Consider the following 23,163-nt stretch of genomic DNA (forward strand, 5'->3'; position numbering starts at 1 on the left):
CGTAACCGATCCCGCGCCCGGCCGACTCCGCACCCAGCCTGCGCAGCCCCTCGTCCCCGGCGATCACGGTCGGCCCAGCCGGCGCCGAGCCGACGACGGCGACGCGCTTGGAGCAGACGACGTGCCCAGCGAAACCACAACGACGGCGCCCGGCTCAATCGCGCGGTGATCGACGAGCGCCAGTCCATCGCCGACGAACGAACACCAGCGCAGGCCGGCAATCCATGCGGAGGTGGCCGGCCCACCTGGTCGGCCCGACGGACTGCTGCCGCCAGCCCCCGATGTGGCGGAGGCCCTTCTGGTGGTGGCCGGCACCAATGCCGCCGGTCCGAGCCGAAGATGTGACGTCGGCAGCCCGCGGCGCCGAGCGGAAACCGGCAAGCGGAAGTGTCGTGGTCGTAGCTCCTTTGTCGATGGTGGCTGCCGGTCGCAGCTGTCTGGGCGCGATCGCGCCGCGGTGGTGATGGTGGTGGCGGGCGTGACGACGGTGGGGCGCCGACATGGTTCGCCGCTGCGCAAGAGCATCGCGGCGGTGGCTCGCCCGGCCGGAGGCGCCAGACCGACGAGGGCAATCCGACGAGACCACGCCGAGCGAACGACGCCGCCCGATGAGGTGGCGGCGAGTCAGCGGACTCCGGCGGATGAGACGACGGTGAACCAGCAGCGATGCCCGGACCAGCAACAGCGACGGCCGACCCGAGCAACCGTGGACTGCCGGTTGCGGCAGGCGCAGGTGAACGCTGACAGTCGTCGACGACCGGTAGGGCCGAGGCTGAACCCGCGACTGTCACTGGTGGACATGTTTCGGCCGCCGGGCTGGGCGGATGTGGACGGATGCTGGCACCCGGTCGAGCCGGTGGCGGTCCGATGGTCGGTGCCACCGTGGGTGGCGATGACGGCGGCGATGACGGCGGCGATGACGGCGGCGATGACGGCGGCGATGACGGCGGCGATGACAGCGGAGATGGTGCGGCAGTTGGTCTGAGCGCCTGCGCGCCAGCCTTGGTCCGTGGCCGCGACGCCGAACGCGCGCCCACGGCCGTAGCGGCTGGCGGTTGGCCTGTTGCGGTGACTGGTGCAGGTGCCTGCGGATCAGTGGTGGCTGGTGGAGGTGCCTGCGAACTGGTGGTGGTTGGTGGTCGGGGTGGTGAGTCGACCACTGAGGCCCGGCTGGGTGGTGACAGACGCGTCCCAGTCGGTGGGTTGGGTGATGAGCCAGCTGCTGACGTCCGATGGGGTGGTGATGGGCGCGTTGTCGCCGGTGGTCTGGGTGCCTGTGGGTCGGCGGTCGCGACAGGTCCGGGCCATGGTGTGCCGGCGGCCGGCCCGGGTGGAGGTGGTGCGGTGGTTGGTCTTGGTGATGGTGTGCCAGCGGCTGTTCTGGGTGGCAGCGGGGCGGTAGTTGGTCTGGGTGGTGTGCTGGCGGCCGGCCTGGCCCGCGGTGGGTATGGAGCAGGGCCGCCCGGAGCTGGTCCTCCTGCCCCCGTGCCCTCTCCGCCTCGGCCGGCGGGTGGTCCAGATGGGCACGGCTGTGGTGGGGTGGGTTGGTCGACCTCGCGCAGGATCTTGGCGTTGCGGAGGCGGGTCAGCTTGGTCGCGTGGCGGGCGGCGAGGCCGTGCGTGCGGGCTTCCGCGAACTCCGCCCTGGCTCGCTGCTTCGCATCGCGGCGGCGTTGCCACTCGGCGGCGGACGCGGCGCGGCGGGCTTCCCCGCTGACAGGGTCCAGCGTCGCCAGTGGGCTGGAATCTGGTGCTGACAAAGAAAAGTACGGTCGTGGCATGCGCCGCCTCCCCCGATAGGCGCTGCCCCAGCATTCTCCCAACCCCCACACCCCACCGTCCAGTCCGATGACGCACAGCGAGCGTCATCGCACCGTGAGTCAGGCTGTGATTTCGAGGGTGGCTTTTGTGGGACGCTTGGAGCGGGAGCCGGTCAGTTCGACGGTGGTCTTGCCCTCGGTGAGGGCTGCCGTCGGCATGGTCCATTCGACGGTGCCTGTGGAGGTGGCGGTCTTGACGGTCTTCTGGGTGCCGTTGACCTTGATGGTGACCTGTTCGCCCTTGTCGAAGCCGGTGCCGGTGACCTTGACCGAGGCGGTGCCGACCTTGACGGAGCCGGGGGTGAGCTTGGCGGTCGGGCCGGGGGCGGCGGCAGTGGTGGAGGGGGCAGCGGAAGCGGCGGCCTTCGTCGGGGTGGTCGAGGCGGGCGCGCTCGCCTGCGGATTACCGGTCCACTGCTCGATCTTGTCGCGGCCGGCGCTGAGCAGGCCGCGGCCCCACGGGGTCAGGGCGAGGACGATGATGAGCGGCACGGCCATGAGACGGAGGCGCCAGAAGAAGCGGGAGATGGAGAAGCCTGAGCCGCTCCGGCGGGGACGGGCGGGCGGCGGTGCCGGCGGTGGGTCCGCGGGACGCTCCGGCGGGTCTTCGCGGGCGTACTGCGGCATCAGGTCCTCGTCGCCGTAGATCGCGACGTTGCCCTGCATGGTGACGCCCGGGCCGATGATGACCGAGGGTCGCTGTGGGCGTTGTTGCTGCGGTACGACCGGAGCCTGCTGGACCACCGGAGCCTGCAGGGCGGCCGGAGTCTGCGGGGGTGCGCCGTGCGCGGGCGGGTAGGCCGGTGCGGGGGATGCGTACGCCCCGGGGCCGGAGGTCTGATACGTCGCAGGCGGTGCGGATGCAGGGAAGCTCGCCGAGGGGGGATAGCCGGCCGGTTGCCCAGCACCCGGATGGGCCCCGGACGTACCGGAGGCCGGGTAGCCCGCAGGCGGCGTAGAAGTCTGGTAACCCGCAGGCGGTGAGGAAGCCGGGTAACCAGAAGACGGTGAAGAAGCTGGGAAACCAGAAGACGGTGAGGAAGCCGGGTAGCCGGCAGGCGACGCGGAAGTCTGGTAACCCGTGGGCGGCCCGGAAGCTGGGTAACCAGACGACGGGGTGGAACCCGCGTAGCCGGCAGGCGGGGCGGAAGCCGCGTAGCCAGACGACGGTGAGGAAGCCGCGTAGTCAGAAGGCGGGGCAGAAGCCGGGTAGCCAGACGACGGTGTGGAAGCCGCATAGTCAGACGACGGGGTGGAAGCCGCATAGCCAGACGACGGGGTGGAAGCCGCGTAGTCAGAAGGCGGGGCAGAAGCCGGGTAGCCAGGCGACGGTGACGAGGCCGGATAGGCAGAAGCCGGGTAGCCAGAAGATGGGGCAGAAGCCGCGTAGCCGGCAGGCGGGGCGGAAGTCTGGTAACCCGTGGGCGGCCCGGAAGCTGGGTAACCAGAAGACGGGGTGGAAGCCGGGTAGCCCGCGGCGGGTGTGGAAGTCGTGTACCCGGGCGGCGAAGAGAGGGGATAGCCCGGCGGCGGGTCGGTGGGTGGTGGGGCGGAAGGATATGCCGCAGGGGCGCCCAGAGTAACGGTGTTGCCCAGGAGGAGGGCGCCGAAGGCGACCGGCAGCTCAGGCTGCTCCGGCACGATGGGGGCCATGCCGAAGCGGGCGTGCAGGCGGCTCGCCACCAGGGGCAGCCGGCTGGAGCCGCCGACCAGGAGGATCGCGTCCAGCTGGGAGGCGGGGACGCCGGAGCGTTGCAGGACGCGGCGGGTCTCGTCGACGGCGCGGTCGACCAAGGGGCCCGCGACCCGGTCCAGCTCCTCCCGCGTCAGGTGGGTGGCCTGGTCGACGCCCGGCACGTGCACCGGCGCGGAGGCGGCTCTGGAGAGCATCTCCTTCGCTGCGCGTACCTCCGACCAGAACGCCATCCTGTCGCGGAAGTCGGCACCTGTACGCGGCTGCTGCAGGCGGCGCCACAGGTCGGGGTCGTGGGCGGCGATCTGCTGGCCGAGGTGGCCGACCAGGGCGGCGTCGATGTCGGTGCCGCCCAGGTCGTCGAGGCCACCGGTGGCCAGGACGCGCAGAGCGTCTGGCGAACCCGGAGCAGCCGCGGCGGCCACGGTGACGTCCAGCGTGCCGCCGCCGAAGTCGAACACGGCGACCGCGCGGCCGGGAGCGACACGGGCGCCGAGGACCCGCATGCAGTACGTGGCCGCGGCCACCGGCTCGTCCAGCAGCGTCACCCGGCCCAGCCCGGCGACGTCGGCCGCCGAGGACAGCACGGCGCGGCGGCGCGGGCCCCAGTCGGCGGGGCAGGTGAGCACCGTGGTGCCGCCGGCCAGGACGCCGGTCTGCGCGGCCTCGCCCGCGACGCGGCGCAGGATCGCGGCGAGCAGCTCGACGACGGGCACCTCGCGGTCGCCCAGCAGGATGAGGCCCTCGTCGACGTGACCCTTGGGGTTCGGCTCGTAGCGCGCCGCGTCGGTGGCCATGTGCCGCTCGGCGTCGCGCCCCACGAACACGGTGCCGGAGGCGTCGGCGAACACGGCCGACGGCAGCAGCGGGTTGCCGTCGAAGAGCAGCGGGCGCGGCGTGCCGTCACCCCGGTCGACGACCGCGACCGTGTTGGAGGTGCCGAGGTCGACGGCGAAGCGGACCTGACCCTGCACGAAGCACCCCCACAAGCGGACCGGACGCCGAATGGTACGCCACCACGGAAGGTACGCAGCCCGCAACTGAGACGAACGGAGGTTAGGGTTGGCGGATGCCGGTGCTGTACGTCGTGGCCTGCGGCGGGCGCCCCGCTGCCGACCTGCCCGACTTCGTCGCCTCCGCCCAGCGCGACGGGTGGACCGTCTGCGTGGTCGCGACCCCCGACGGACTCAAGTTCATCGACGCCGCCGCCCTGCGGGAGCAGACCGGATATCCGGTGCGCTCGCAGTACAAGAACCCCGACGAGCCTGACGTCCTGCCGCCCGCCGACGCGTTCGTGGTCGCGCCGGCCACTTTCAACACGGTCAACAAGCTCGCCGCCGGGATCAGCGACACCCTCGCCCTCGGCCTGCTCAACGAGGGCATCGGCCTGGGCCGCCCGGTCATCGCCGTCCCCACCCCCAACGCGGGCCTGTCCCGCCACCCCGCGTTCCTGGCGAGCGTGCGCACCCTGCGCGACTGGGGCGTCACGGTCCTGTTCGACCCGGCCGCCGTCCCGCCCCTGGACAGCGACCCGACCACCCCGGTGCCCCCGTTCCCGTGGCCCGCCGCCACCGCCGCGCTCCGCGCCCTGCCCAGATGAGACGCCTCGCCGTCATCGGCGTCCCCGGCACGGACCCGTGGGCCATCGCAGACATGATCGCCGCGCGCCTCGGCGTCGGTGCCGTCAGCATCCGCGATGCCATGCAGGCGGAGTTCCGTGCCGGCACCGCCCTCGCGGCCGAGGCGGACCGGTTCATGCGTGCCGGTGAGATCGTGCCGACCGAGCTGCATTTGTCGATCCTGCTGCCGCACCTGCACCGCGACGGCTTCGTCCTGGCCAACTTCCCGAGAGACCTCGCCCATGCCGCCGGGCTCGCCGAGCGGGGCGTCACCCTCGACCGCGTCGTCGATCTGGTGCTGCCGGACGCGGAGGTCGTCCGCAGGCACGACGGCCAGCGGATCTGCCGCGGCTGTGGCCGGGTGTGGCAGGTCGACGACGCCCCGCCGGACCGTTGCGACCGCTGCGCCGGCGAGCTGTTCCGGCCCGGTGCCAACGCCCCCGGACTCGCCGTGATGAGAGTGCGGAACTACCGGTCCATGGTCGCGCCGGCGCTGGAGCACTACCGGGCGCTGGGGATCCTGCACCCGGTCGACGCGACCCTGCCGCCGGAGCGGATCGTCGAGGCGGCGCTGTGCTGACCCGGGACGGGTGTCGACTGTGGACGGAGGTCGGCGGGGACGGGCCGCCGTTGGTGTTCTGTCACGGCGGGCCGGGGCTGTGGGACATGGCCGGCGACCTTGCCACGATGTTCGCCGGGCACCACCGGACCGTCCGCTGGGACCAGCGGGGCTGCGGGCGGTCGGAGCGGCGCGGGCCGTACACCCTGGACCAGAGCCTCCAGGATCTCGATGACGTCATCGAGGAGCACGCGGGCGGTAGGGCCACGCTGCTCGGGCACTCGTGGGGTGCGCACCTCGCCCTCGAATACGCGCTGGGGCATCCGGATCGTGTGCGGCGGCTGGTGTACGTCGCCGGCACGGGCATCGACGACGAGGACACGTGGAAGCCGGCGTTCCGGCGCAACCTCGGCGGCGTGCTGAGCGGCTGGGACCGGGCGTCGGTGGTGCGGCTGTGGACCGCAGAGTTCCCCGATCGGGAGCGGGCCGCCGAGCACGCCGAGGCGATGGCGACGCCGTGGTTCGACATCAACCGGGAGTGCAGCGCCACCATCAACGCCGAGATCGCGCGGCGGCTGCGGGAGACGGACCTGGCCGCGCGGTGCCGGGAGCTGCGCGTGCCGGTGCTGGTCGTCGACGGCAGCGCGGACCTGCGGCCGCGGTCGGCGGTCGACTCGCTGGTGGCGGCGCTGCCCGACGTGCGCAGGGTGGTGCTGGACGGGGCGAGCCACCTGCCGTGGGTGGAGGACCCTGACGGCTTCTCGGGGGCGGTTCTCGGGGACCCGCGGAGGTAAACCCCGGATGCCCGTGCGGCGGCTGCGGCGAAAGGGTGGGAGGGACAGATTTCCACCTATCGTTGGAGGTGACCGCAAATGCGCGCACTCGGTGCCGCACTCGTCGCGGCGGCGCTCGTCGTCGGGACGGCCGTGCCCGCCCAGGCACACGGCACGCACGGGGAGCGGTGCACGCCCGTGGCCGCCGGGACCCCGCTGGGGGAGGCCATCGCGGGGCTGCCGGACGCGGAGGCGTCCGGGGCGCTCCTGCTGCTGCACGACGCCGGCGGCTGCCGGCAGGGCGCCGCCGGGATCGCCGACGTCCGCACCGGACGGACGGTGCCGGTGGACGGCAGGTTCCGGATCGGCAGCATGACGAAGACGTTCACGGCGGTCGTCACGCTGCAGCTGGTCGCCGAGGGGCGGCTCGACCTGGACGAGACCGTGCAGCACTACCTGCCGGACCTCCTGCCCGCCGGCACGGCACCCGTGACGGTGCGGCAGGTCCTCACGTACACCAGCGGCATCAACCACGTCGAGGTCCCCAACAAGCAGTCGGCGTGGTTCCTGGAGCACCGCTACGACCGGTGGGCCAAGGGCAGCCAGATCGACACGGCGAAGCCCTTGGCGTTCACGCCCGGCACGAAGCAGCGGTACGGCAACGTCGACTACATCGTGGCCGGGCTGCTGATCGAGAAGGTGACCGGCCGCACCTGGGAGTCGCAGATCCAGCGCCGGATCGTCGAGCCGCTCGGCCTGCGCGGCACCACCGCGCCCGGCCGGGACGTCGAGATCCGCGGCCCGCACGCCCACGGCTACGAGGCGACCGACGCCGGCTGGGTCGACGTGACCCGCGCCGACACGTCGCTGCAGTGGTCCGCCGCGTCGATCGTCTCGACCGCGCCGGACCTGGACAGGTTCATGGTGGCCCTGTTCAGCGGCCGGCTGGTGCCGGAGCCCCAGCTGTCGGAGATGTTCACCGTGCCCGCGGGGATCAAGCTGTACGACGGCAACGACGACCCGTCCGACGACAAGGACGCGGTGTACAGCGCCGGCCTGACGAAGCTGCCCGTCGGCCCGCTGACGCTGTGGGGCAAGAGCGGCGACCGCCCCGGCTACAACAATGGGATGGCCGCGACCCGGGACCTGTCCTCGCGCCTGGTCTTCTCCGTCAACACCCTGCACATGGGCGGCAGCGACCAGCCGGTCCGCTCCCAGCGCATCATCGCCGCCGCGCTCCTGGGACTCTGACCGCTTGCTCTTGGTCTCCGCGAAGACAAGCTGCACGGAGACTAAGGGGAGCCATCTGGGGCCGCGGCTCGGGCCGGCGATCACCGGCGACTTCCCGGACGTCGTCGCGGCCCTCATCGCGCAGGCGCGGGTAGGGGCGTAGAGGATGGCGTTGCGGCCGGACGAGAGCCCGGGGTTCCTGCTGTGGCACGTCACGCTGCGCTGGCAGCGGGGCATCGCGGCGGCGCTCGGGCCGCTCGAGCTGACGCACGTGAAGGGCTTAGGGCTTCGTGCCGGTGATGAGGACCGAGTGTTTGCCCACGTGGAATGCACCCTCCGTGTCGATGCGGGTCTGCACGTAAGCGGCCGCGGCGGCGCGTTCGGACGGGGTCAGCGGGGTGTCGGCGAGGCTCTCCAGATAGGCCAGGACCGGCTCGACCCTGGTTATGCGCAGGTCACAGTGGTACCGCTCGACGCGCACCCCGGTACACCAGCGGTCGATCAGGGCCGGAGCTGACTCCGCGCTGAAGTCGCCGAGCCGGCCCGCCAGCTGCAGGTCGGGCCGGCCGATCGCGGGGCCGATGGCGTCGAGCTCGGCCAGGTGGGCGCGGCCGTTCGTCGTCGTGATCAGGCGACCGCCCGGGCGTAGGACTCGGACCAGCTCGCGGACGCCGGCGGGCGGCTCGTCGAGGTGGTACAGCATGTGGTTGGCCAGCACCGTGTCGAAGGCCCCATCGGCGAACGGCAGCCGGGTCACGTCGCCGCGCAGGACGCGGGCGGACGGGACCGCCGTCAGCCGCGCGCACATCGCGGCGGAGAAGTCGGCCAGGGTCAGGGTGCGCACCGCCTCGGTGCGGGCATACGACCACAGCGCGCCGGTGCCGGCCCCGGCCTCCAGCACGTCGCCGGCGAGGCGGAGGCGCTCGGCCAGCCAGTCGAACCAGCTCTGCGGGTTGGTGCCGTGGTTCTGGTGCAGCGCGATCCGGGCGGCCAGGCGCCCGTCGCTTTCCGCGTACTGAATGACGGCGTGCGCGGCGGCGGCGGTCATGCGCCTCAACCTACCGTGTCGCGCAGCCCCCGGTAGGCCGCGAGCGCGCCGGGCAGCGTCACCGCGCCGCCGGCCCCGTTTACCGGAGACCTCGCCTTCTATCGATCACCGACACGCAGCCAACCAGCTCGACGACGTACCAAACACGGCTTAGAGCAGCGTCTCCTGGTGCGGGAACGTGAGCCGGGCGGTGGTGATCCCCTCGATCACCTGGTCGTCGTTCAGCTCGCGTTCCTGCACCTGGGCGTAGTTGCGGCCGCGGTGGTGGGTGTTGCGCATCCGGACCACGTTGGGGAAGCGGCCGACGGCGCGCATGTCGCCGAGGCCGGACAGGAAGACGAGCTGGATGCCGTTCGCCGCGGCGACCCGGCGCTGCAGGTCCAGGAACGCGACGTAGTTCGCCGTGCCGAGCGGGTTGTCCATCGGCAGCACGCCCAGGCCGGGCACGTCGCCGCCGCGGTTGGCGGCGCGCAGGCGGGCGAGCATGCAGAACAGCAGCAGGCTGATCGTGACCTTCTCCCCGCCGGACCACTTGCTCATCAGCTCGACCGGCTGGCGGTCCTCACCGAGCTCGGTCGACGGCTTCAGCACGCGGGCGGTGAAGTTGCCGCGGCCGACGACGGCGGTGGTCGCCTCCCACACCAGCGTCAGCCCGTCGGGGATGTTCTCCTGGCGGGCGACGAGCCGCTCCACGAGGCGCTCGACCCGGCTGCGCAGCGTCGCGTCGGTGGTGTCCACAGTGGAACGCGGTCCGACGTCGAGGAAGCGGCGGTTGCGCAGGTGGTCGGCGAGGCCGGGCGGCAGCTGCGCGTGGTGCTGGGCCCGCTGCAGCGTCTTGAGCCCCTCGCGGACCTCGGCGCACAGCGCGGTCACCACGAGGTGTTTGTCCTTGTCGACGGCCTCGAGCTCGCCGGCGAGCGCGTGCCGGTAGGTGCGCAGCTCCCCCGCCAGCTCCGGCGGCAGGTCGGCGGTGCGCTCGCCGCGGAACCGGTCCCGCACCTCGGCGGTGACGGCGGCGAAGCGCTCCTCGCCGGCCCAGCGGTCGACGCGGTGCACCTCGGCGGCGAGCTGGTTGCGGGCGGCGGTGACCGCCTTCTCGGCCGCCTGCAGCGCCCGCCGCGCGGCGCGGCCCGCCTCCCGCGCCGCGTCGACGTCGCCGTCGAACGGTGGCGCGGCGACCGGGTCGTGCTCGCCGAGGTCGGCCTCCAGGTCCCCGGCGAGGCCCTGGAAGTCGGCGGCGCGGCGGTGCTGCGCCTCGGCCGCCCGCACGGCCGCCGCCTGCCGTTCGCGGGCCACCCGCACGGTCTCACCGGCGGCGTCGAGGTGCTCCTGCAGGTTCTGCGGCGTCGGTACGGCCGGCGACAGCTCCTCCGGCGCCGGGCGGCTCGCGCCGCGGTCGGCGAGGTCCCGGCGGGCGGCGTCGCGCTCGGCCTCGGCCCGGGTCGCTGCCGCCCGCGCCGCGAAGTGCTCCTGCTCCGCGAGCTCGGTGTCGCGGGCGACGAGCGCCGGGTCGGCGGCCTCGGGCGTGGCGGCGAGCCGGGCGGCGGTCTCGTGCTCCTCGGCGCTGAACTGCCGCGCCTGCCGGTCGAGCGCGTCGAGCCGCCGGCCGATCTCGCTGATCGTGGCCTCGAGGGCGTCGCCGGACGAGCGGCGCGTGTACGCCTCGTCGGCCGCCTGGTACGCGCTCATCGCCGCCGCGAGGCTCACCGGCTTTCCGATGCCTGCCGCCGCGCCGGCGCCTTCGCGGGCCGGCCCGGCTCCGGGCGCCGGTTCGGCGACCCGGCGGAGCTCGTCCATCCTGGCGCGGTGGCCCCTGGCGGTGCTCCGGTGCTGTTCGGCGTCCGAGGTGCAGCGGGCGGCGACGGTGGCGTGCCCGCGCTCCTGCTCCTCCGCCTGCTCCAGCTGCCCCTCCAGGTCGGTCCGGGCGGCGGGCAGCCCGCGCAGCTCGGCGCGCTGCCGGTCGGCCTCGGGCGCCCGGCGGGCCAGGTCCTGCAGCACGCCGAGGCGGGTGGCCAGGATCCGGCGCCGCTCGGCGAGCAGCTGCTGGGCCTGGCGCAGCCGGCCGGCGCGGGCGTCCAGCTCCCCGCGGGCGCCGTCCAGCTCGACCGCCCGGCCCCGGGCGCCGCGCAGCAGCTCGCCGATCCGCTGGTGCTCGGCGTCGAGGTGCTCGCGATGCCCCGGCGGGCACCGGTCGGCGAGCTGGCGCAGCTGGTCCTTGAGCCGCAGGTCGTGGTCGCGGGCGTCGAGCAGCTCCTGGACCCGCTCGCCCCGGTCCCGGCGGCTCTCGGCCCGGCGGTCCGCCTCCCGTGCCGCCGCGGTCCGGTCGTACATGGCGGGCGCCGGCTCCAGGACGAACCCCGGCCCCGGCTCCCCTGACTCCCCTATGGCGGCGTCGAGGTGCGCGGTGGTGGAGACCTGGACGGCGCTGGTGGGGAAGAGCCGGGCGGCGTGCAGGGCCGCGCGGGCGCGGCCGAGGTCGGCCTCGTCGTGCAGGAGGAGGCCGCCGACGAGGTGCGGGACCCGGTCGACGAGCGCGGCCCAGCGGTCCTGCGGGACCCGGTCGGCGAGGTGGTGCCAGCCGGTGCTGGCGGGGATGCGCTCGGCGGCCAGGACGTCGGCGGCGCGGGCCAGGTCGAGGGCGGCGGGCAGCAGCCCGCGCGGCGAGGCGAGCGCCTGCACGGCCCGGTCGTCCTCGGCGTCGGCGACGGCGAGCTGGATGCGCTGCCGGTCGGCGCCGACGATCGCCTCCGACAGCTGGTCGACGAGGAGCCGCTGCTCGCCGACGGGGTCGACGGTGTCGCGTTCGGTGAGCGCGGTGAGCCGCGGGTCCGTGGCCAGGGCGTCGATCTCGGCGAGCAGCGGCGTGCGGACGCTGTCGAGCGTGGCCAGCTGCCGGGTCAGCTCGGTGACGGCGGCGTGCACCGAGGCGCGTTCCCGCTCGTGCGTGGCCCGGTCCGCGTCGAGCCGCTCCGCCTCGGCCGGCAGCTCCTCCGCCAGCCGCCGCGCCGCCTCCTCGTCGGTGGCACGGGCCGCGGCCAGCGCCGCCCCCAGCCGCTCGACGGTGCCCACCGCCTCCCCGTCCTCCGTGGCCGCACCGGCGCCGAGACCGCGCGCGGCGCTGACCTGGCCGGCGGCACCGACGTGACCAGCGACGCCGAGGTGGCCGGCGGCGGCCGGGTCTGCGGCGAGGTCGGTGGGGTCGGCGGTGATCGGGGCGTCGGCGGTCGGGTCGGTGGTCGTGGTGAGGTGGCCGGCGGTGGCGGCGGCGCGCACGTCGTGGTCGAAGGTGGCGAGGTACTGCTCGATCGCGCGTTGCCGGCCGGTGAGGCCGCCCAGGTCGGCGCGGAGGCCGTCGGCGAGGGCGCGGGACTTCGCCTGCTGCTCGGCGGCGTCGGCGGCCTGCGTGGTGAGCGTCGCGACGGTGTCGTCGAGCTCCGCGCACGCGTCACGCAGGGCCGACAGGTATCCGGCGGCGGCCTCCGACCTGGCCTGCCGCAGCGGGGCGGCGCCCGCCTCCGCCTCCCGCTGCCGGCCCCGGGCGGCGGTGAGGCGGGAGGTGAGCTGGTCGCGGTCGACGAGGAGCGGGACGAGCTGCCAGGCGCGGTGCACCCGGCGCCGGGCGAGGACGGTGGCGGCGGCGTCCTCGACGGCGGTGCGGGCGTCGGCGTGCCGGCGGGAAGCGGCCTGCCACTGCTCCTCGCGCAGCAGCACGTCGAGGGTCGCCGCCCTGGTCTCCGCGTCGGTGGCGGCGAGCGCGGCGGCGCCGGCCACGGCCTCGTGCTCGCCGCCGGCGGCAGCGGCGAGGGCGGCGGCGCCGGTGAACGACGCGGCGAGGCGCACCGCCGCCTGCCGGTTGGCGGCGGCCTCGGTGGTGGCGGTGGTGACGGCGGCGCGGGACCGGTCGAGGACGTCGAGGAGGTCGACGGCCTCGTCGCAGAAGGTGACCTCGGCGCGCAGGCGCGGCTGGCGGGCGAGCCGTTCGCGGGTGCCGCGCAGGATCGTGGCGACCTTCGTCGCCGAGGTGGGCTCGGTGACGAGGCTCAGCAGGTACTGCACGAAGTCGTCGGACGTCCTGAACTTGAAGTGGTGCTCGATGCCGCCCTCGGAGGCGTTGATCCGCAGGATGGCGGTGAACAGGCCCGGGTCGAGGCCCCGGTCGTGCAGCGCCTGCGCCCACCGGTCCTGCTTGGTGGTGACGACGGCCTCGGCGCCGGCCGGCAGCGCCTCCACGGCCCGCACGAACTCCTTGAAGTCGGCGGTCGCGAACGGCAGGGACTCGATCTCGACCTCGGGCGTGAAGGCGTACCAGGTCTGCTTCAGCCGGTCGTGCCCGGCGTTGGGGTCGGCGGGCTGGACGCGGTCGGTCCACTCGTAGACGGCGCCGGTGACGAGCCGCCGGCCGGTCGGGTCGGTCCACTCGACGACGACGTGGCCGGTGTCTGCGCCGAGGATGCAGTCCTCCAGGTGCCGGCCGGTCGTGGCGGTGGCGAGGAAGTCCCGCCGGTCGGGCCGGATCAGGGCGCAGATGAGGGCGATCAGCGTCGACTTGCCGCCGCCGTTGCGCATCCACAGGATGGTGTCCAGCGGCGTGCCGTCCTTGCCGGTCAGGTCGAGCCACACGTCGCGGAAGCGCGCCGCCGGTGAGCCCACCCGGTCGAGGTACACCCGCCGCATCTGCCACAGTCTCGCCGGCGCTGCCATCACACACCCTCCACAGTGGACCCGCCGGTAGCGCTGACCGCGTCCGAAGCGGCCGGGCCCGGCGCGGTCGCGGTGCGGCGCACCGAGCGGAGCGCCTCCAGGGCCTCGCCGCCGGCCACGTCCGCGACGAGCAGCCGGAAGCGGTCGGTCAGCTGAAACGAGCCGGCGCCCATCTGCGGCACCTGCCGCGCGGCGCCCCGCTCGACGAGCCAGCCCAGGACCTCGAGGACCGCGAACTGCGTGCACCCCCGCGCCGGCCCCGGCAGCCGGTCCTTCGGCTTGAACGCGGAGGTCCGCCGGTACACCTCGGCCGCCCTGCGGGCCTGCCCGTCGACGGTGTCGGGGTCGCCGGTCAGGGCGAGGACCCGGTCGGCGGCGTCGCGGACGAACCGATCCAGCGCCGCGACCTCCACGATCTTCACGTCGGTGGTGTCGAGGTCGACGTCGTGCGGGAACGCGTACGCGGCGATGCCCAGCACGACGAGTCCGGCGATGAGCTTGTCGTCGGCGCTCATGCTGCCGCCGCGCAGGTCGGCCATGCGCAGCGCGAACACGCTGCCCGGCTGGGTGCTCAGGACCAGGCCGGTGCGGGCGGGCGCGCCGAGCACGACGAGGCCGAGGCCCCCGGCGACGGTGTCGACCGCGTCACGGAAGGCGGTGTTGGTGCGGTACCGCTCCAGCAGCTGACCGTAGGTGTTGCCGTCGGTGGGCCGGGCGCCGGTGCGCAGGCCGAACGCGACGAGCTCGGCCGCCGACCACACGTCCTCGATCGGGACCGTCACGAGTCCAGGCCTCCTTCGTAGCGCACCAGCAGGTCGTCGCCCCAGGCGAGGGGATGGTCGAGGCGGTCGCCGGAGCGCTCCGCGGACAGCGCCTCGGTGAGGGCCGTGAGGTCGGACTTGGCGTCGGGGTCCCCGACGTCGGGCGCGTAGGACCACAGCGCCGTCAGCAGCACCAGCTCCCGCAGGTCGTCGCCGCCGTCGGTGGCCTCGGTGGCCTCGGTGGCCTCGGTGGCCCAGTCCAGCAGCGCCGACAGCGGGACCGGCTCGTCCGCGGCGCGGCGCAGGATGCGGGTGGCCTCGGCGACGACCGCCGGCGGGTAGGCCTGCAGGTCGACGCCCTCGACGTCGCCGGGCGTCTCGGTCTCCTGGTCGGCGGGTTCGGCCGCGCGGGGCGGGGCGAGCAGCATGTCGACGAGCCCGTCGAGGTGCAGCAGCCGCGGCACGCGCAGGCCGAGCACCCGGTCCCCGAACGTCTCGGCCACGACCCGGGCCTGCTCCGCCGGCGCGTCGAGCACGGGGTGGAACAGCTCCGGCTCGATGTTGAGCAGCCGCAGGTGGACCCGGCGGGCGAAGACCTGGCTCAGCTGGGCCTGCAGGAACACGCCCCGCGCGCCGGCGACCCGCTCCGCGAGGTCCAGGTGCACCCGGCGGATGCGGCGCAGGGTCTCCACGAGGTCGCCGGACGCCTGCCGCACGGCGCTGTCGGTCTCGGTGTCGATGCCCGCCGCGACGTGGTTGAGGACCTCGGCGTCGGCGGCGATGCGGGCCTCGACGTGCTCGCGGGCCCGCGCGAGGCGGTGCGGCACGTCGGTGATCCAGTCGAACGCGCGCACGTCGCGGCGGGTCGCGTCGAGCACGTCGGCGAGGGACGCGGACATGGCCACCGACACGCGCTCGGCCTGCGTGGCGGTGCGGGCGGCGGCCTCGAAGCGCCGGTCCCGCAGCTGGCGCTGCAGCACGACGGAGAACGCGGCCTCGGCGTCGTCGACGTCCAGGTCGAGGCCGTTGAGGTACAGCATGACCGCCTGGTGGGAGGCGAGCACGACCGCGCCGTCGGGGCCGTCCTGCAGCTGCAGGAGCTTGAACGCGTACTCCTCGCGGCGCGGCGGGAACGCGTGCGCGTCGACGAACGAGTAGACGAACGCGCCCTGGTTGTCGGCGTCGTTGAGCAGGCCTTTCACGACCCAGCGGGCGGCGTCCTGGTGGTCGCCGGCCGCGCCCCCGGGGTGCATGACGGCGGCGAGCTCGGCGGTCGACTCGATCAGCTCGGCGAGGGTGATCTGCCTGGCGAACCCCATCGACGCGACCGCGATGTCGACGGCGGCGAGGGCGAGCTGGCGCAGGTCGTAGGCCTGGTGGACGCTGGCGTGGGCGGCGTTGCGGACGAGCCGGGCGACCGGGTCGGTGAGGATCAGCGCCCGCCAGCGGGCCCGCATCGACGCGTCGGCGGCCGGTGAACGGACCTCGGGCTGGTCGGAGCTGGTGACCGGGCCGCTGTCGAAGAGGTCCGGCTGCCACTCCTGCACCACGCGGCCCTGCTCCTCCCGTTTCGCCTTTTGCTGCGGTCCGCAACCCTATCGGCGGATTCGAGCGGCGGCCAACTCACCGGCCCCGCACGTCGGGGGGATACCCTGCTCGGTGTGCTCGTCGTGCTGTTCGTCGCCGTGGCGTACGCGGTACTGATCGCCCTCCACGCGTGGATGATCCGGCACCACCGTCTCGAGGGCGCGTACGAGCCGCGGGCGGCCAGGTGGCTCGCCGCCCGCTTCGGCCCGCTCCCCCCGCCCCGCCCGGCCGGCCCCGTCCTGGCCCGCCGCGAGGCGAAGGCGTTCGACCGGCTGCTGACCGGCGACCTGGACCCGGCCGCGTACCGCGACCTGATGGCGTTGCTGGCGGCCCAGGACGCCGTCGAGCGGCCGCTGCGGGTGCCCCGCTAGCCCGGCGGTCCGATGCTGATCGCGGTGCCCGGCTCGGCGCCGGGCACGTCGAGCGTGGCGGTGACGGTGCCGTCCGGGGTCACCACGAGCACCTTGCCGTCCCGCACGGCCAGCAGCACGTCGGCGGTCACCCACACCGCGGGCCCCGGGAAGGGCACGCTCTGCCCGGTGGTGGTGTCGAAGCGCCGCCAGCCCGCCGACGCCCCGGGCACCGGGGGGCCGGCCACGACGTACCGGCCACCCGGAGACCACGAGAACGGGCCGGACGGCATCGCCGGCACCTGCGCGAAGCTTCTGGCCTCGCCGGACGTGGCGTCGAAGTACTGGAGGTGGTCGACACGTTCCTCCGCCTCACCGCCGGAGCGGTCGGCGATGGGCAGCGTGACGCCGCCGCCGTCGCGCGTCCAGGTGAAGGTGCACTCGCTGCAGTCGTACCGGTCGTGGTCGATCCAGTGCCGGCGCACCTCACCGGTCCCGGCGTCGATGACGGCGAACCCGACCTGGAACGGCTCCTTCTGGCTGATCCCGCCGACGAGGCGGTCACCGATCGCGTTCCAGCTGTAGTCGCCGACGAAGCCGGCGGTGTCGACGGTGACCGGGTTCGTGCCGCGGACGTCGCTGATCCGTACCTTCTCGGGGGCGACGACGGTGAGGACCCGCTTGCCGGCCGGCGCCGGCCACACCACGCCGGACGTGGCGACGAGCTCGCCGGTCGCCCGGTCGAGCACCCGGTCGCCGATCTTGGTCACGACCCAGCCACCGGGGAGTCCCGACCCCCACGCGAGTGTCGCCGCGGGTGACGCCTGTCGGGACGCCGTCACCGACGCGGCCGGCACCACGGGCGCCGCGCCGTCCCGGTGCGGCAGGGCCAGCCACGGCACGGCGACGGCGGCGACCGCCACGGCCGCGGCGGCGCCGACGGCCAGGCGGCGGGTCCGGCGGATGCGCCGGCCCTTGGCCATGCTGCGGGCGGCGAGGCCGGCGCCGGGGGCGTGGACCTCGCCGGCCATCTCGTCGATCGTCTCGTGGAGCAGCCGCTCGAAGCGCATCAGTGCCGACCTCCCACTTCCACCCAGTCGAGCTGCGGCACGAGCTCGCGCAGTTTCGCCAGGCCGCGGGACGCCTGGCTGGCGACCGTGCCCACCCGGCAGGACAGGATCTCGGCGGTCTCCTCCACGCTCATGTCCTCGAAGTACCGCAGGATCAGCACCGCCCGCTGCCGGGGCGGCAGCGCCCGCAGGGCGTCGCGCAGCAGCAGCCGCAGCGCGGTGTCGGAGTCGAGGTGCCGGGTGCCGGCGCGGTCCGGCGGCTCGGCGACCGTCACCTCCGCCTGCCGGCGCCGGCTGCGCCACCCCGACGCGAACTCGTTGTAGATCATCCGCCGGAGGTACGGCTCAGGCTCGTCGATGCGCCGCCACCGGGCGAACGCCTTCGCCAGGGCGTTCTGCACGAGGTCCTCGGCGGCGTGCCGGTCCCCGGTCAGCGCGTACGCCGTCTTCAGCAGCGCGTGCGCGCGCTGCTCGACGAAGGCCGAGAACTCGGCCTCCTCGGGTGTCTCCACGACGTGGCACCTCCTTCACCGCCATTGACGCCGTCGGTGCCGGAAAGTTTGCATCGCGGCCTCAGGGTGCCGCGACCCAGCCCGGCAGCTGCTCGCGGTGGGTGAGCCAGTCCTTCGGGATGCCGTCGCGGCCGACCGCCGCGGCGACGACACCGCCGGTGATCGCGGCCGTCGTGTCGACGTCGCCGCCGGCCTCCACGCACGCCAGGATCGCCGCGCGGTAGTCGGCGAGGTGGGTCGCGGCGGCCCACAGCGCGAACGGCACCGTGTCCTGCGCGAGCACCTGCGAGCCGTTGCCCAGGACGTACGCGGCCTCCGCCACGCCCGCGCCCTCGTCGACGAGCCGGCGGGCCCGCTCCAGGCCGCTCTTGACCTGGCTGTCCACCTGGTACGCGAGCACCGCGTCGAACAGCTCGCCGGGCTCCAGCGGCGCGTCGACGAGCCGCCCCCAGCCCGCCTCGGCGGCCGCGACGGCGACGGCGACCGCGCCGAGGATGCCTTCGCTGTGCGCGTGGGTGACCTCGGCGCTGCGCATCGCGTCGAGCGCGGCGCTGCGCGAGTCCCCGGCGTGGAACGCCCCGAGCGGCGCGACCCGCATCGCGGCGCCGTTGCCCATCGAGCCGAGGCCGTCGAACGCGTCCCGGGACGCCTCCCGCCACGGCACGCCGTCGCGGATCCGGTGCAGGACGACGACGGCGCCGCCGCCGTAGCCGCGGTACGGCTCGTACCGGCGGGAGAACGCCGACGCGAGCCTGTCCCGGTCGATGCGCCCGTGCACCGCGAGCTCGTCGACGATCGAGCAGGCCATCTCCGTGTCGTCGGTCCACGGCCAGGCGCCGGGCGGCTCCTTCGCCTCGGTGATGTGGGACAGCGTGGTGCCCGGCACGAAGAACTGGGCGCCGACCGCGTCGCCGACGGACAACCCGTCGAGGCTTTCGTAACAGAGGTCGAGTGAGGTCATGTCGCGGGCAATCATGCTGTCACCAGCTGCCCCACCGCAAGCGGCGGGTCCCGCGCGGGGGTTCCCACCCCGCGGGCCCCCCATGCGCCGCAAGCGGCGCACGACAACCGTCTGCGCATGGCATGGTTGCCTGATGTCCGAGGTCACCGCCGACGGCCGCCCCGTCGGTCTCTACGCGGTGCTGCCCGACGGCGGCGAACCGGCCTTCGTCCACACCAAGGTCCCGCCGGGCGCGGCGATCCTGGACCTCAGCCACGCCGGCGGGCGCTTCGCGAACGGCCTCACCGGACTGGGTCACGAGGTGGTGGTCGTCGACGACTCGCCGGGCATGCTGGCCCAGGTCCGCGACGCCCGCACCGTGCAGGCGGACCTCGGCGGCCTGGACCTCGGCGAGCGCTTCCCCGTGGTGCTGGCGGCGACCACCCGCGTCAACGCCGCCGACGTCACGCTGCGCGACGAGCTGCTCGCCGCGTGCCGCCGGCACGTCACCCCCGATGGCCTGGTCGTGCTGCGCTGGCTGCCGCCGTCGTGGTTCGACACGGCGGTGCGGTTCACCGGCCGGCTCGGCCCGCTCGAGGTCACGTTCGAGATCGAGTCCTTCGACGGCACGGTCCTGGACGGTCACAACACCTACCGCCGCGGCGGCACCACCTGGGAGCTGCGCAACTCGGTCCGCCGCCTCAGCAACGCCGACATGCGCGCCGCCCTCCTCGCCACCGGGCTGCGCTTCGACCGGCACCTGCGCGGCGGCCGCCAGTTCTTCTCCGCCGTGCCCGTCAGCGACCCGCCAGGGGCTTGAGCGTCCGGATGACGGCGGCTGCGTCCGTACCGGCGAAGAACGCGGCATCGGCGGCCTCGACGGCCTCGATCGCGCGCTGGGCGACCTCGGCGCCCCGGTCCGTGACCCGCAGCCGCCTGGCCCGCGTGTCGGCGGGGTCGACGGCCCGCTCGATGAGGCCCTTCTCCTCCAGCTTGTAGCGCTCGGGGTCGAACCACTGCGCGTCGGTGAGATCGTGCCGCCTCGTCACCGCCTAGCTGGCCACGAGGTCTCCGGTATTCAGGTTTGCCTGGTCGCTGACCCACCTACCGGAGACCTCGTTTCCTATCTATCACCGACACGCAGCCAACCAGGTCGACGACTTACCAGACACGCCCTTGCCCTACGCGGGCTCGATCCAGATGTTGCGGTAGCGGACGTTGGCGCCGGGGTCGTTGTGGTCCTGCAGGCGGATCGGCAGCGCGGCCGCGGACTCGGCGGCCCCGTTGCCGGTCGGGCCGTCGATCGCCACGTCGTTGTGGACGACGACGCCGTTCCACACGACGGTGACGCGGGCGTTCTCCGTCTTCGTCGCGCCGTTCCAGCGGGCGGCGCGGAACGTGACGTCGTAGGTCTGCCACGTCTCCGGTGCCGTCGCCGGGTTGCTGTCCGGTGCCCGCTTCAGGTAGATCGCGCCGCACTCGTTGGTGGCGAGGGTGGCCCTGCCGTACGTGTCGAGCACCTGCAGCTCGTAGCGGTCCTGCAGGTAGATGCCGCTGTTGCCGCGCGCCTGGCCGGTCACCTCGGGCGGCAGGTTCGGCAGCCAGAACTCCACGTGCAGCTTGAAGTCGCCGTAGGTCTGCTTGGTGCGCAGGTCACCGCCGAGCACCTCCACCGATCCGCCGGACACGGGCCAGGTCGCCGCGCTGCCGTCGGACGCGGCGAACGCGTTGAGGTTGCCGCCGTCGAACAGCTGCACCCGGCTGACCCCGTTGTGCGTCCACACCTGCCGCGCGTCGCCGATCTGCAGGGCGGCGCCGCCGGCGTTGAGGAACCGGCCCGACTGCGGGTTGAGCAGCGCGCCGTCGGGCTGGGCCTGCCACACCTGGGCGCCGCTGCCGTTGCAGTTCCACAGCTGCACCGGGGTGCCGGCCGCGGTGTTGCCGCCGCTGACGTCCAGGCACCTGCCGAGGGCGCGCAGGGTGTCGCCGGTGCGGGTCCAGCTCTGCGCGGTCGTGCCGTTGCAGCCCCACAGCTGGACCTTGGTGCCGTTGGCGGTGTCGGCGTTGCTGACGTCGACGCACCGGCCGTCCGCGCCGGTGATGGTGCCGGTGCGGTCGCCGGGCGGCAGGCCGACGGTGAGGCTGTCGAGGTTCACGTGGCCGATGTCGCCGCTGTCCACCTTGTACGCGATGGTGTTGCCGCCGGCCCGCAGCGTCACCCGGTCCACCGCGTTGGCCCACGTCTCCCAGTCGCCGGTGCTGGCGAGGCTGACCTGGCGGACCTTCGCGCCGTTGACGTAGAGGCTCACCGTCTTCGTCCCCGGCGACGGGTTGGGGCCGTTGCTGTAGCGCAGGTTGACGTCGTACGCGCCGGCCGTCTGCGTCGTGACGCTGAACGTGGTCGCCGCGCCGGCCGTACCGTAGCCGGCGACGAAACCCGACCCGGTGTATCCACTGTGGTCGGTCGCGACGTGCGCGCTGCCGCTCAGGCCGGCGTGCTCCGCCTCGAGCCGGCCCGGTTGCGCCAGGGTGCCGTCGACGAGGCTGTTCAGCGTGTACCACGCCTCCGTGCTCCACAGCGACGCCCCGGTGGTGGACGTGAAGGGGCGCGGGGAGCGCAGGTAGACGACCCGGCCGGGCTTGAGGCCGGCCAGCTGGAGCGTCACCTTGAGCCGGTCCGCGGACAGCGTGGCGGACGTGACCTGCAGCGTCTCCTCGTCGACCTTCGGGCCGCCGTACGCGAGGGTCGGGACGTAGCGCCACTGCTTGGCCACGTAGGAGGCCGCGGTCGCCGAGGACACCGGCTGGGTGTATTCGAGCTCGAAGCCGCCGGCGATCGCCCGCATCGCCTTGATCTCGAAGGCCGAGGCGCCGTTCGGGGTGAGCTTCTGCAGGCCGTAGGTGAGCTTGCCCTCCTGACCCCAGTTGCCGCCCGCGCCGAGCCCGCCGGCGTACAGCGCGCCGTCGGGGCCCTGGCTGAGCCGCAGCACGCCCATCTCCAGGCCTTGCGTGAGCCGGAAGACCGCGCCCTGGTACTCGCCGTTGACCTTCTCCAGGTACGCGCGCTGGATGCCGCCGTAGGTGACGTCGCCGAACAGCAGCTGGCCGGCGAACGGGCCGCTGGACAGCAGCAGCGGGGTGCTCGGGGAGTTGGCGATCTCGTTCTGCGGCAGCCACAGCACCGGGGCGGTCACCGGCTGGTTGTCGAACGGCCCGTCCGGGTTGGTGTAGTGGCCGAAGAACCGGTCCTGCTTGATGCGCACCAGCTTCGAGGCCGGCAGCCAGCCGCCCTGGTTGTCGGTGACGAAGATGTCGCCCTCCGGGCCCCAGCCGATGCCGTCGGGGGTGCGCAGGCCGCCGGCGACGTACTGCACCGCGCCCGTGCTGCGGTTGATCTTCAGGCTGGTGCCGCGGTTCGGCGAGCCCTGCGGTTCGGTGGTCGCGCCGCCCTGGTTGATGGACACCGACAGGTTCAGGTAGAAGAAGCCGTCCTTGTACAGCAGCCCGAACGCGAACTCGTGGAAGTTGCCGTCGAACGGCCACGTCGCGACGGTGCGGTACTGGTCGATCTGGCCGTCGCCGTTGGTGTCGTTGAGCTCGGTCAGCTCGTGCTTCTGCGACACGTACAGCTTGCCGTCGACGTACTTGATGCCCATCGGCTCGCGCAGGCCGGTCGCGATCCTGGTGTAGGTCACCTGCGCGGGCGATGTGGCGCCGGTGACGCCGCTGAGCAGGTAGACCTCGCCGACGGTGGTGTTGCTGCCGCCCCAGGTCGTGATCGCCAGCCGCCCGTCGGGCAGCCAGTCCATGGCGCTCACCTGCGGCTGGAAGCCGTTCGGGCGGAGGTTGGTCAAGGTGTACCCGGGATGCACGGCGTTCAGCGGCAGCCCGTCGCCGGGGCTGTCGGCGGCCCCCTCGCACTCCTTGCGCCCGGGCGCGGTCACCCGCACGACCCCGGCGTCGGTGCTCAGCGCCGAGTTCGGCACGACCGTGAACCCGGACGCGCCCGGCGGCCGCCACTCGAGGGTCAGCTGCTGCCCGCCGGTCCGCTCGAAGTAGTCGATCCGGATCGCGTGGTAGCCGGTGCCGAGGGTGACGGTGCCGTCCATGGCGGTCGCCCCGTGCAGCCCGTCGTGGTTGATGACGGTCGCGCCGTCGACGAGCAGCCGGGAGCCGTCGTCGCTGGTGAGCCGGAAGATGTACGACCCGGCGGCGGTGACGTTGACGTTGCCCGTCACCTGCGCCTGGAACAGGTCCTCGAGACCGAAGTCGGCGGCCGTGCTCCAGTTGACCGTCGGCATGAGCTTGTCGATGTTCGGCGTCTGCCCGGTCTTGAGGGTGCAGATCGAGCTCAGCGGCGTCTGCACGTCGAAGACGCGCAGCGTGACGCCGGGTTCCTGCGGCGGGACGGCGGCGCGGGCCTGCGTCGCGGGCAGCAGGCCCGCGATCAGGACGGCGGCCGCCGCGCCGAGGACGGTTCTCCTCATCGAGCGCTCCAGA

18 protein-coding genes are annotated in these 23,163 nt (G+C 73.9%); 7 read left to right on the top strand and 11 right to left on the bottom strand.

The features are described from left to right. The first annotated feature begins 457 nt into the window (after positions 1 to 457). A complete protein-coding gene (locus tag ABZ321_RS30425) occupies positions 458 to 985 on the top strand; it encodes a hypothetical protein (protein ID WP_354897568.1) in 528 nt (175 codons plus the stop codon). 107 nt (positions 986 to 1,092) lie between these two features. Here the strand turns inward: ABZ321_RS30425 and ABZ321_RS30430 are convergent, their stop codons facing one another. Next, positions 1,093 to 1,527 (bottom strand): hypothetical protein, encoded by a 435-nt coding sequence (locus tag ABZ321_RS30430; RefSeq protein WP_354897571.1) that lies wholly within the window; start codon positions 1,525 to 1,527, stop codon positions 1,093 to 1,095. Positions 1,528 to 1,880: 353 nt separating this feature from the next. Beyond that, positions 1,881 to 4,487 carry an Hsp70 family protein gene (locus tag ABZ321_RS30435; RefSeq protein WP_354897574.1) on the bottom strand — a complete coding sequence of 869 codons (2,607 nt, stop codon included), beginning with the start codon at positions 4,485 to 4,487 and terminating at the stop codon, positions 1,881 to 1,883. A 95-nt stretch (positions 4,488 to 4,582) separates the two neighbouring features. Between ABZ321_RS30435 and ABZ321_RS30440 the strand changes: the two genes are divergently transcribed. The 4 genes from ABZ321_RS30440 (at position 4,583) to ABZ321_RS30455 (ending at position 7,715) form a co-directional block, all read left to right on the top strand. Further along, on the top strand, positions 4,583 to 5,113 hold the full coding sequence (locus tag ABZ321_RS30440; protein ID WP_354897577.1) for a flavoprotein: 531 nt from the start codon (positions 4,583 to 4,585) through the stop codon (positions 5,111 to 5,113). After that, positions 5,110 to 5,712, top strand: coding sequence for a nucleoside monophosphate kinase (locus ABZ321_RS30445; protein ID WP_354897579.1), 603 nt, complete (start codon positions 5,110 to 5,112; stop codon positions 5,710 to 5,712). Before ABZ321_RS30440 ends, ABZ321_RS30445 begins: the two co-directional genes overlap by 4 nt. Further along, a complete protein-coding gene (locus ABZ321_RS30450) occupies positions 5,706 to 6,485 on the top strand; it encodes an alpha/beta hydrolase (protein WP_354897582.1) in 780 nt (259 codons plus the stop codon). Before ABZ321_RS30445 ends, ABZ321_RS30450 begins: the two co-directional genes overlap by 7 nt. Positions 6,486 to 6,563: 78 nt before the next feature. Further along, positions 6,564 to 7,715 (top strand): serine hydrolase domain-containing protein, encoded by a 1,152-nt coding sequence (locus ABZ321_RS30455; RefSeq protein ID WP_354897585.1) that lies wholly within the window; start codon positions 6,564 to 6,566, stop codon positions 7,713 to 7,715. 259 nt (positions 7,716 to 7,974) lie between these two features. On the opposite strand, the gene ABZ321_RS30460 is transcribed toward ABZ321_RS30455, so the two are convergent. The 4 genes from ABZ321_RS30460 to ABZ321_RS30475 form a co-directional block, all read right to left on the bottom strand. After that, positions 7,975 to 8,742, bottom strand: a complete 768-nt coding sequence (locus ABZ321_RS30460; protein WP_354897588.1) for a class I SAM-dependent methyltransferase — start codon at positions 8,740 to 8,742, stop codon at positions 7,975 to 7,977. A gap of 150 nt (positions 8,743 to 8,892) precedes the next feature. Further along, positions 8,893 to 13,416, bottom strand: coding sequence for a hypothetical protein (locus ABZ321_RS30465; RefSeq protein ID WP_354897591.1), 4,524 nt, complete (start codon positions 13,414 to 13,416; stop codon positions 8,893 to 8,895). A gap of 26 nt (positions 13,417 to 13,442) precedes the next feature. Continuing rightward, positions 13,443 to 14,225: a hypothetical protein gene (locus ABZ321_RS30470; RefSeq protein ID WP_354897594.1), complete on the bottom strand. Its 783-nt coding sequence runs from the start codon at positions 14,223 to 14,225 to the stop codon at positions 13,443 to 13,445. Next, positions 14,222 to 15,754: a hypothetical protein gene (locus tag ABZ321_RS30475; RefSeq protein ID WP_354897597.1), complete on the bottom strand. Its 1,533-nt coding sequence runs from the start codon at positions 15,752 to 15,754 to the stop codon at positions 14,222 to 14,224. The genes ABZ321_RS30470 and ABZ321_RS30475 overlap by 4 nt, the downstream gene beginning before the upstream one ends. 111 nt (positions 15,755 to 15,865) lie before the next feature. Here ABZ321_RS30475 and ABZ321_RS30480 point away from each other — a divergent pair, with 111 nt between their 5' ends. Continuing rightward, positions 15,866 to 16,162: a hypothetical protein gene (locus tag ABZ321_RS30480; RefSeq protein ID WP_344504134.1), complete on the top strand. Its 297-nt coding sequence runs from the start codon at positions 15,866 to 15,868 to the stop codon at positions 16,160 to 16,162. On the opposite strand, the gene ABZ321_RS30485 is transcribed toward ABZ321_RS30480, so the two are convergent. The 3 genes from ABZ321_RS30485 to ABZ321_RS30495 all read right to left on the bottom strand — a co-directional run bounded on the left by ABZ321_RS30485 (position 16,159) and on the right by ABZ321_RS30495 (position 18,684). Then, positions 16,159 to 17,211 carry a hypothetical protein gene (locus ABZ321_RS30485; RefSeq protein WP_354897600.1) on the bottom strand — a complete coding sequence of 351 codons (1,053 nt, stop codon included), beginning with the start codon at positions 17,209 to 17,211 and terminating at the stop codon, positions 16,159 to 16,161. The two genes, ABZ321_RS30480 and ABZ321_RS30485, sit on opposite strands and share 4 nt — an antisense overlap. Further along, a complete protein-coding gene (locus tag ABZ321_RS30490) occupies positions 17,211 to 17,723 on the bottom strand; it encodes a SigE family RNA polymerase sigma factor (RefSeq protein ID WP_344504137.1) in 513 nt (170 codons plus the stop codon). Before ABZ321_RS30490 ends, ABZ321_RS30485 begins: the two co-directional genes overlap by 1 nt. Before the next feature lie 61 nt (positions 17,724 to 17,784). Continuing rightward, the gene (locus ABZ321_RS30495; protein WP_354897603.1) at positions 17,785 to 18,684 is read right to left on the bottom strand and encodes an ADP-ribosylglycohydrolase family protein; all 900 of its coding nucleotides are present in this window, start codon (positions 18,682 to 18,684) and stop codon (positions 17,785 to 17,787) included. 133 nt (positions 18,685 to 18,817) lie between these two features. Between ABZ321_RS30495 and ABZ321_RS30500 the strand changes: the two genes are divergently transcribed. Further along, positions 18,818 to 19,483 (top strand): methyltransferase domain-containing protein, encoded by a 666-nt coding sequence (locus ABZ321_RS30500; protein ID WP_354897606.1) that lies wholly within the window; start codon positions 18,818 to 18,820, stop codon positions 19,481 to 19,483. Here the strand turns inward: ABZ321_RS30500 and ABZ321_RS30505 are convergent. Together ABZ321_RS30505 and ABZ321_RS30510 are read right to left on the bottom strand one after the other, a co-directional pair. Further along, a complete protein-coding gene (locus tag ABZ321_RS30505) occupies positions 19,461 to 19,712 on the bottom strand; it encodes a hypothetical protein (protein ID WP_354897609.1) in 252 nt (83 codons plus the stop codon). The two genes, ABZ321_RS30500 and ABZ321_RS30505, sit on opposite strands and share 23 nt — an antisense overlap. Positions 19,713 to 19,844: 132 nt before the next feature. Beyond that, positions 19,845 to 23,150 carry a family 16 glycoside hydrolase gene (locus tag ABZ321_RS30510; protein ID WP_354897612.1) on the bottom strand — a complete coding sequence of 1,102 codons (3,306 nt, stop codon included), beginning with the start codon at positions 23,148 to 23,150 and terminating at the stop codon, positions 19,845 to 19,847. Between the last annotated feature and the right edge of the window lie 13 nt (positions 23,151 to 23,163).

The organism is Dactylosporangium sp. NPDC006015 (assembly GCF_040614215.1).
GTDB lineage: Bacteria > Actinomycetota > Actinomycetes > Mycobacteriales > Micromonosporaceae > Dactylosporangium > Dactylosporangium maewongense.

What these genes read in the sequence shown, in the direction of transcription:
- ABZ321_RS30440 (WP_354897577.1), top strand. Translation starts at nt 4,583, where the DNA reads ATGCCGGTGCTGTACGTCGTGGCCTGCGGCGGGCGCCCCGCTGCCGAC.
- ABZ321_RS30445 (WP_354897579.1), top strand. Translation starts at nt 5,110, where the DNA reads ATGAGACGCCTCGCCGTCATCGGCGTCCCCGGCACGGACCCGTGGGCC.
- ABZ321_RS30455 (WP_354897585.1), top strand. Translation starts at nt 6,564, where the DNA reads ATGCGCGCACTCGGTGCCGCACTCGTCGCGGCGGCGCTCGTCGTCGGG.
- ABZ321_RS30460 (WP_354897588.1), bottom strand. Translation starts at nt 8,742, where the DNA reads ATGACCGCCGCCGCCGCGCACGCCGTCATTCAGTACGCGGAAAGCGAC.
- ABZ321_RS30465 (WP_354897591.1), bottom strand. Translation starts at nt 13,416, where the DNA reads ATGCGGCGGGTGTACCTCGACCGGGTGGGCTCACCGGCGGCGCGCTTC.
- ABZ321_RS30485 (WP_354897600.1), bottom strand. Translation starts at nt 17,211, where the DNA reads ATGCGCTTCGAGCGGCTGCTCCACGAGACGATCGACGAGATGGCCGGC.
- ABZ321_RS30495 (WP_354897603.1), bottom strand. Translation starts at nt 18,684, where the DNA reads ATGACCTCACTCGACCTCTGTTACGAAAGCCTCGACGGGTTGTCCGTC.
- ABZ321_RS30500 (WP_354897606.1), top strand. Translation starts at nt 18,818, where the DNA reads ATGTCCGAGGTCACCGCCGACGGCCGCCCCGTCGGTCTCTACGCGGTG.
- ABZ321_RS30510 (WP_354897612.1), bottom strand. Translation starts at nt 23,150, where the DNA reads ATGAGGAGAACCGTCCTCGGCGCGGCGGCCGCCGTCCTGATCGCGGGC.